This is a genomic window from Actinotignum schaalii, assembly GCF_028864145.1.
GTDB lineage: Bacteria > Actinomycetota > Actinomycetes > Actinomycetales > Actinomycetaceae > Actinotignum > Actinotignum schaalii_B.
On sequence record NZ_JARBHJ010000060.1, the window covers coordinates 1 to 6,038 of the forward strand.

Annotated in this window: 5 protein-coding genes; 3 read left to right on the plus strand and 2 right to left on the minus strand. The window is 63.0% G+C overall.

All coding sequences use genetic code 11. The annotated features are described in order from the left end of the window. The first annotated feature begins 280 nt into the window (after positions 1–280). Positions 281–1,024, plus strand: coding sequence for a response regulator transcription factor (locus PWJ82_RS09370; protein ID WP_016443287.1), 744 nt, complete (start codon positions 281–283; stop codon positions 1,022–1,024). Between the two features lie 9 nt (positions 1,025–1,033). Next, the gene (locus PWJ82_RS09375) at positions 1,034–2,641 is read left to right on the plus strand and encodes a sensor histidine kinase (RefSeq protein ID WP_274736410.1); all 1,608 of its coding nucleotides are present in this window, start codon (positions 1,034–1,036) and stop codon (positions 2,639–2,641) included. A gap of 5 nt (positions 2,642–2,646) precedes the next feature. Here PWJ82_RS09375 and PWJ82_RS09380 read toward each other — a convergent pair whose 3' ends face one another. Next, positions 2,647–3,444 (minus strand): lysophospholipid acyltransferase family protein, encoded by a 798-nt coding sequence (locus PWJ82_RS09380; protein WP_274736412.1) that lies wholly within the window; start codon positions 3,442–3,444, stop codon positions 2,647–2,649. Next, positions 3,441–4,256 (minus strand): SDR family NAD(P)-dependent oxidoreductase, encoded by an 816-nt coding sequence (locus PWJ82_RS09385; RefSeq protein ID WP_274736415.1) that lies wholly within the window; start codon positions 4,254–4,256, stop codon positions 3,441–3,443. The genes PWJ82_RS09380 and PWJ82_RS09385 overlap by 4 nt, the downstream gene beginning before the upstream one ends. 201 nt (positions 4,257–4,457) lie before the next feature. Here PWJ82_RS09385 and PWJ82_RS09390 point away from each other — a divergent pair, with 201 nt between their 5' ends. Beyond that, entirely contained in the window at positions 4,458–5,870 is a 1,413-nt protein-coding gene (locus PWJ82_RS09390; RefSeq protein WP_274736417.1) for an HD domain-containing protein, read from the plus strand. Positions 5,871–6,038 lie beyond the last annotated feature (168 nt).

Sequence of the window (6,038 nt, forward strand, 5' to 3'; positions counted from 1 at the left end):
GGGGGGGGGGGGGGGGGGGGGGGGGGGGGGGGGGGGGGGGGGGGGGGGGGGGGGGGGGGGGGGGGGGGGGGGGGGGGGGGGGGGGGGGGGGGGGGGGGGGGGGGGGGGTGGTGGGGGGGGGGGGGGGGGGGGGGGGGGGGGGGGGGGGGGGGGGGGGGGGGGGGCCCCCCCCCCCCCCCCCCCCCGCGGCGTCGTTCCACTTCTATCGCTCCCACGGCTTTGCTTTCGCTCCCCGCAAACTTTCAGGAAGCTTCCAGATACCTCGAGTTTCCTTAACATCATGACGCCTACCGAGCACACTCCCGAAGCGGCCATCCTCGTTGTTGATGATGAGCCCTCGATTCGCGAACTTCTTTCTGTTTCTCTCCGGTTCGCCGGATTCGATGTGTACACCGCCGCCGATGGCGCGGAAGCCCTCGCTCACCAGCAAAATCAGCACCTGGATTTGGCCGTCCTCGACATTATGATGCCGGGCATGGACGGCTTTGAGGTGCTGCGCCGGCTGCGCGAACGCGATCACGATCTGCCGGTGCTGTTCCTCACCGCCCGCGATGATGTGAAGGACAAAGTCCAAGGCCTGACCGTCGGCGGGGATGACTACATCACCAAGCCTTTCTCCCTGGAGGAAGTAGTGGCGCGTATCCGCGCGGTGCTGCGGCGCACCAGCCCGGAAGAAACCGAATCGGCGGTGCTGCGCTACGCGGACTTGGAAATGAACGAAGATTCGTATGAGGTCACCCGCGCCGGCCGGCCGGTGGAGCTCTCCCCCACCGAATTCAAGCTACTGCGCTACCTCATTATTAATGCCGAACGAGTGGTTTCTAAATCACAGATCCTCGACCATGTCTGGGATTACAACTGGCAGGGTGAGATCTCCATCGTGGAATCCTATATTTCCTATTTGCGGCGCAAAATTGATTCCCCGGAAGCCCTGGGGATTACCGATCCGGAAGAGGCCCGCAATCTCATTCCTCTCATCCACACTCGCCGTGGCATCGGCTACGTTCTGCGTGCTTCCAAATAACATTCGGTTATGACCCAACGTCACGATCCGCTCCCGCCGGAAAGCGCGGGGGCTGCGCCGGTGCCGAGCCGCCCGGCGCAGCCTGGCAAGCCGGCTACCGAATCTCCCGGGCGCGCCCGCCGCAGCGGAGTTTTCCGGCGCGCGCTGCGGCCGGCCCGCACCCTGGCCGGCCGCCTCATCATCGCTTTCGTCATCCTGGTGGGAACCGCGGCAACCTTTTTGGGTTTCGCCTCGGTCACCCTTCTCAAGCAATACCTGGTCTCCACTATCGACCAGGATCTGACCACGAATGCGCGCTCGGTGGAGCGGATGTTCCTGCAGGATCTGCCCGGTGCCAGCCAATCCTCCCCCCTCAACCTCTCCGATTTCTTCGTGCGGGTCAATTGGGGTATTGCCGGGCAGCGAGACGTGACTACCTACGAACTACCCAATCCGGGGGCCGTAGAAGAATTCGGCTACCCGCGCAATCTCGAGCATATTGCCAGACTGGGGTCCGAAGAACCCGTGACGGTTCCTTCCACCCTGTATGGCTCTGATTGGCGGGTGCTGGTTCACCCTATTAGCCCTGCCTCCACCGGCGGTCTCATTACCGGGAATATCATTATTGCCCAGCCACTCGGGCCAATCGAGTTTACTATTGCGCGCCTGCGCCTTATTTTTGTGCTCGCCGGGCTCGCAACCGTGCTGGCGGCCGGCCTGGCCGTTACCGGTCTTGTATCGCGTACCTTGCGGTCCCTGCGTGATATCGAGGCGGCCACACATACCATCGCGGAAGGACATCTGGCCGAACGTGTTCCGCACGGTCAGGACGACGACGAAGTTGGGATGCTCGCTAATTCCATTAACGTTATGCTCGCTCAAATCGAGCATGCCTTCGCGGAAAAGGAACGCTCGGAAGCAAAAATGCGACGCTTCGTTTCGGACGCCTCTCACGAATTACGCACCCCGCTAGCAACCGTGCGTGGGTATTCCGAGCTATATCGCCTGGGCGGAGTTCCCCCCGAGCGTGTCCCTGAGGCGATGGAGCGAGTGGAATCGGAAGCCAACCGGATGGCCGGGCTCGTGGAGGATTTGCTCCAGCTAGCCCGCCTGGACGAAAACCGCCCCCTTAACCTTGACTGTGTCGATCTTGCCAAGCTGGCAGATAACGCCATCCTCGATTTCCGGGTGCGTGCCCCGCAACGCACCGCCACGGTGGTTGCTTTGGATGGGAGCACCCCAGCGCCCGATACGGTGGAAGTCCACGGGGATGCGGATCGCATCACCCAGGTGATCGCAAATCTTCTTTCTAATGTGCTCGCACACGCCCCGGAAGCCAGCCCGGTAGAAGTGGCAGTGGGCATCGCGGAAGGCCGCCCCACTATTGAGGTGCGTGATCACGGCCCCGGTATTTCCGAAGCCGATTCCCAGCGAATTTTCGAGCGTTTCTACCGCCCGGACTATTCACGTTCGCGCGAATCAGGGGGCTCCGGCCTAGGTCTTGCCATTGTTGCCGCTATTATGGCCGCACACCACGGTACCGCCCGGGCGCTAACCACCCCCGGTGGCGGGCTCACCGTGCAGCTCACCTTCCCCGCCCCGACCGAGCCGTGTCAGAATCCGGCAACGCCCGGCTAAGCGAGCTACTCAGTTTCCGGAAACTCGCCCGCCTCGCCAGCATCGGGCGTCTCGCCGGCCTCGGGCAGATCGAAAGGACTGGCACCTTCCGGGGTGAGCGGGTGTGCACTTTTCTGCTCGAGCATCATCTCAATGGCGGTGAAGACCCGACCCATAAAATCAGCCGGGTCTTCCTCCGCGAGGCCATACATGGGCCTGCCGATAAACAAAAAGACCTCGCCGCGGAATTTGGGGAGCACCGCACCCACCGGCATAACTTCATGCCCGCCGGACATGGCGATGGGAACAATAGGAACATTGAAACGCTGGGCGAGGGCCGCGGCACCCGCCTTCGGGGTACCGAGTTCCCCGGTGCGCGAGCGCGTACCTTCCGGGAAAATCAGAATCGGAACTCCCGCGGCCAGTAGACGGCCCGTCATCCCTTTGGCGCGGCCGGGCTGGTATTCCGAACCGGCCTTCCCGGTGGGTTTTTTACCGCGCTCAATGGGATAAGTATTAAAGAACAACGAGGTGAGATTGGAGATGCCGCGGCGGCGATAAAAATAATCCGCGGCCGCCCCGGTCGCTAACCGCTCAGTGAGTTTATCGGGAAGCAGCGAGAAAATCATGGGAGCATCCAGGTGCGAGGAATGATTCGGGACCAGGATAAACGCGCCGTCCAGGTTTTCGATATTTTCCTCTCCCAGCACGGTGGGTCGAAGAATCGTGGACATGACCGGTTTCGTGAGGGCGCGGCGCACCCGATGCCGGCGGCGGGCTTTGGACTCATCCAAATACGGATCGATCGGTTCGAGCTCACTCACCCGCGGTCCGCCTTTCGCCCACTGCCATTAATTTTCCTTGCCACCCAGTTTACCGCGCAGCGCGGGCCCTTTTCCGCGAGGAAACCAATAATCTTGTAGCGCACCGTGGGGGTGCAGCGGACTTTTCCGCGCGCGGCCGCCGCGAGCGCGGCCCGCGCCACCGTATCGGGTTCCAGCCAGAGCGCATCGGGAACCCCGGAGCGTTTCCCGCCGGAGTTGCGGTGGAAATCCGAACGTACCCATCCGGGCAGTACCGCGGTCACCGTCACCCCGCTGCCGTGCAGTTCCACAGCCAGCGATTCGGACCATACCCGCACAAAGGATTTGAGGGCCGCGTAGGCACCCATGGGAACAAAGCTCTGCACCGAGGCAATATTTATGAGGGTGCCCTTCCCTCGCGCAGCCATCGCCGCCGTGGCCGCCGCACCGATCCGTACTGGCGCTCCCGCCATGAGGGCCGCCGCGGCCTCAATCCGGTCCATATCCCCGTTCACGAGGCTCTCGTAGAGGCCGGCCCCGGCATTATTCACCACCACATCAACAGCATGGTCATCTAGGTAGCTGCACAGGCGTGCGACGTCGTTCCCCACACCTAGATCGCAACACATCGTTTCGCATTCCACGCCACCGGCCCGGAATTGTTCGGCAACGGCATTCAGGCGTTCCTTCCCGCGCGCCACCAGAACCAGCGCGTACCCGCGGGCGGCGAGCTGGCGGGCGAAAGCGAGCCCAATACCGGAACTTCCCCCGGTCACCAGTGCCCGAGGCCGCTGCCCGGTGGGCGATGCGGAGAAGGCTGCGTCAGATATCACGTCTCTACGTTAGTGCACCGGCCGCGCCCGTGCACCTCGCCGACCCGGTTATCGCGTTCAGCTGGGCGAAAAGTGGCGGGCCCGGGGCGCTGCCAGCGGGCGCTCCGAGGGCCGAGCCGCACTCTCCCTCGGCGGTCCTAGCGTGCGAGAAGGCCCAAAGTGTCCCCACCCGGGCTGGGGCATGATTAGAATCAGTTGCGTTTGAGTGCGGAGGGCGACGTGCGTCGTCGTCCCCTGGCGAAAAGTTCGCCGCGGGTGCGCACCACGGTGGGAGGAAATATGTCCGTTCCTTCGTGGCTGCCGGTTTCTTTCGAGAAGGCAGTGACGGGGCTGGGGGCAACCGCGTCCAGCGCGGAGATTCAGGAGACGTGCGCTGCTGTTCTAAGGCGCTGGTCGGAACCTGATCGCATCTTCCACGATATTCACCACCTCACGGCCATGCTTGCCAATGTGGAAAAACTCATTAACGAAACGCATCACCCGGATACGGTGCGGCTTGCTGCCTGGTACCACGGGGTGGTTTTTTCGACGTCGCGCTACCGTGTTTACACGAAACGCGGGGGTGAAGATGAGCTGCTTTCTGCGCGCACTGCCGAAAATGAACTGACGCAGCTCGGCATCGTTCCCGAAACCGCGCGCCGGGTGGCCGAATTGATTTGGGGTATGAAGGCGCCGGCGCTCACCGCGATGCCGGTTATGGGGCGCGCCCCGGCCACCAGCCTAGGGACCGCTGAGCAAGATATTGACATTATGGTGCTGCGTGATGCACACCTGGCGATTTTGGCTTCTTCCCCGCAGAGTTACCGGCGCTATACTCAGGCGATTCGCGAGGAATACCCACATATTCCCGATGAGAGTTTCTGGCGCGGGCGCGAAAAAATCGTGGCGAAGCTGCTGGAGCGCAAGCATTTGTTTTATACGCCCGAGGGCCAAAAATGGGAGGATGCGGCGCGTCAGAATTTGCAGGCGGAGGCCGCGAAGCTGCGCAAGCGCCTGGCTGAGCCGGAACCGGGTGCGGATGCAGCGCACCCGGTCGGTGCTGCCCGCACAACGGATGCGGAGCGAACGGCCGAGGTTGCGCGCCCGGGTGATATCGATTTAGGTACGACGCCGCTGCTACCTCTCACTGCGCCAGCCGCGCCCGTAACGCCGGCCGGAGCGGACGCCTACCGCGACGCCCGTACCGAAACTTCTACTTTGGAAGCGGTGGAAGCTCGTATTCCGGAGGAAGATTCTGGCGAAGTGACACGGGTGCTCCCGGTCGGGCCGGATACCGCAGCGAGTGAGCCGCAGCTGAGCGCCGAACAGATCCGCAAACGCCAACGCGAGGAAGTTTCCCAGGCCATGCTCAATAAGATTAATGAGCGGCGGCGCGCGGCGGAAAAGGAACGCGATGAAGCCATTGCGCTTGCGGAGAATATTGATTCCCCGCTCGCGGATCGCGCCCAGGCAGAGGTGTGGAAAGAAAAGGAACGCGAGGGTACGCCCCGGCGTAACCCACGCTATACGGAGACCATCCCGCCGCTTATCGAAGATGACCCCGAAGGTGATATCGTGGCCCGGCCCGCCGACCCCTCCCCCACGCACGGTATCGAGCGCGAACCGGATATGTAAACACGGCCGGGCACTCACGTGCGGCCGGATCGGTAGAGCGCGGCCGAACCTGCGAACTGCGGGCCGGGTCTGTTAGTGCTTCCAGATATACCAAGGGTGGGGGGCCCCCCCTTCGGAAAGCGCGCCACCCCCACCTTGAAACCTAAACTTTTGGGGGTAGGTTTATTT

Coding starts and splice junctions, on each gene's coding strand:
- PWJ82_RS09370 (WP_016443287.1), top strand. CDS start 281: ATGACGCCTACCGAGCACACTCCCGAAGCGGCCATCCTCGTTGTTGAT.
- PWJ82_RS09375 (WP_274736410.1), top strand. CDS start 1,034: ATGACCCAACGTCACGATCCGCTCCCGCCGGAAAGCGCGGGGGCTGCG.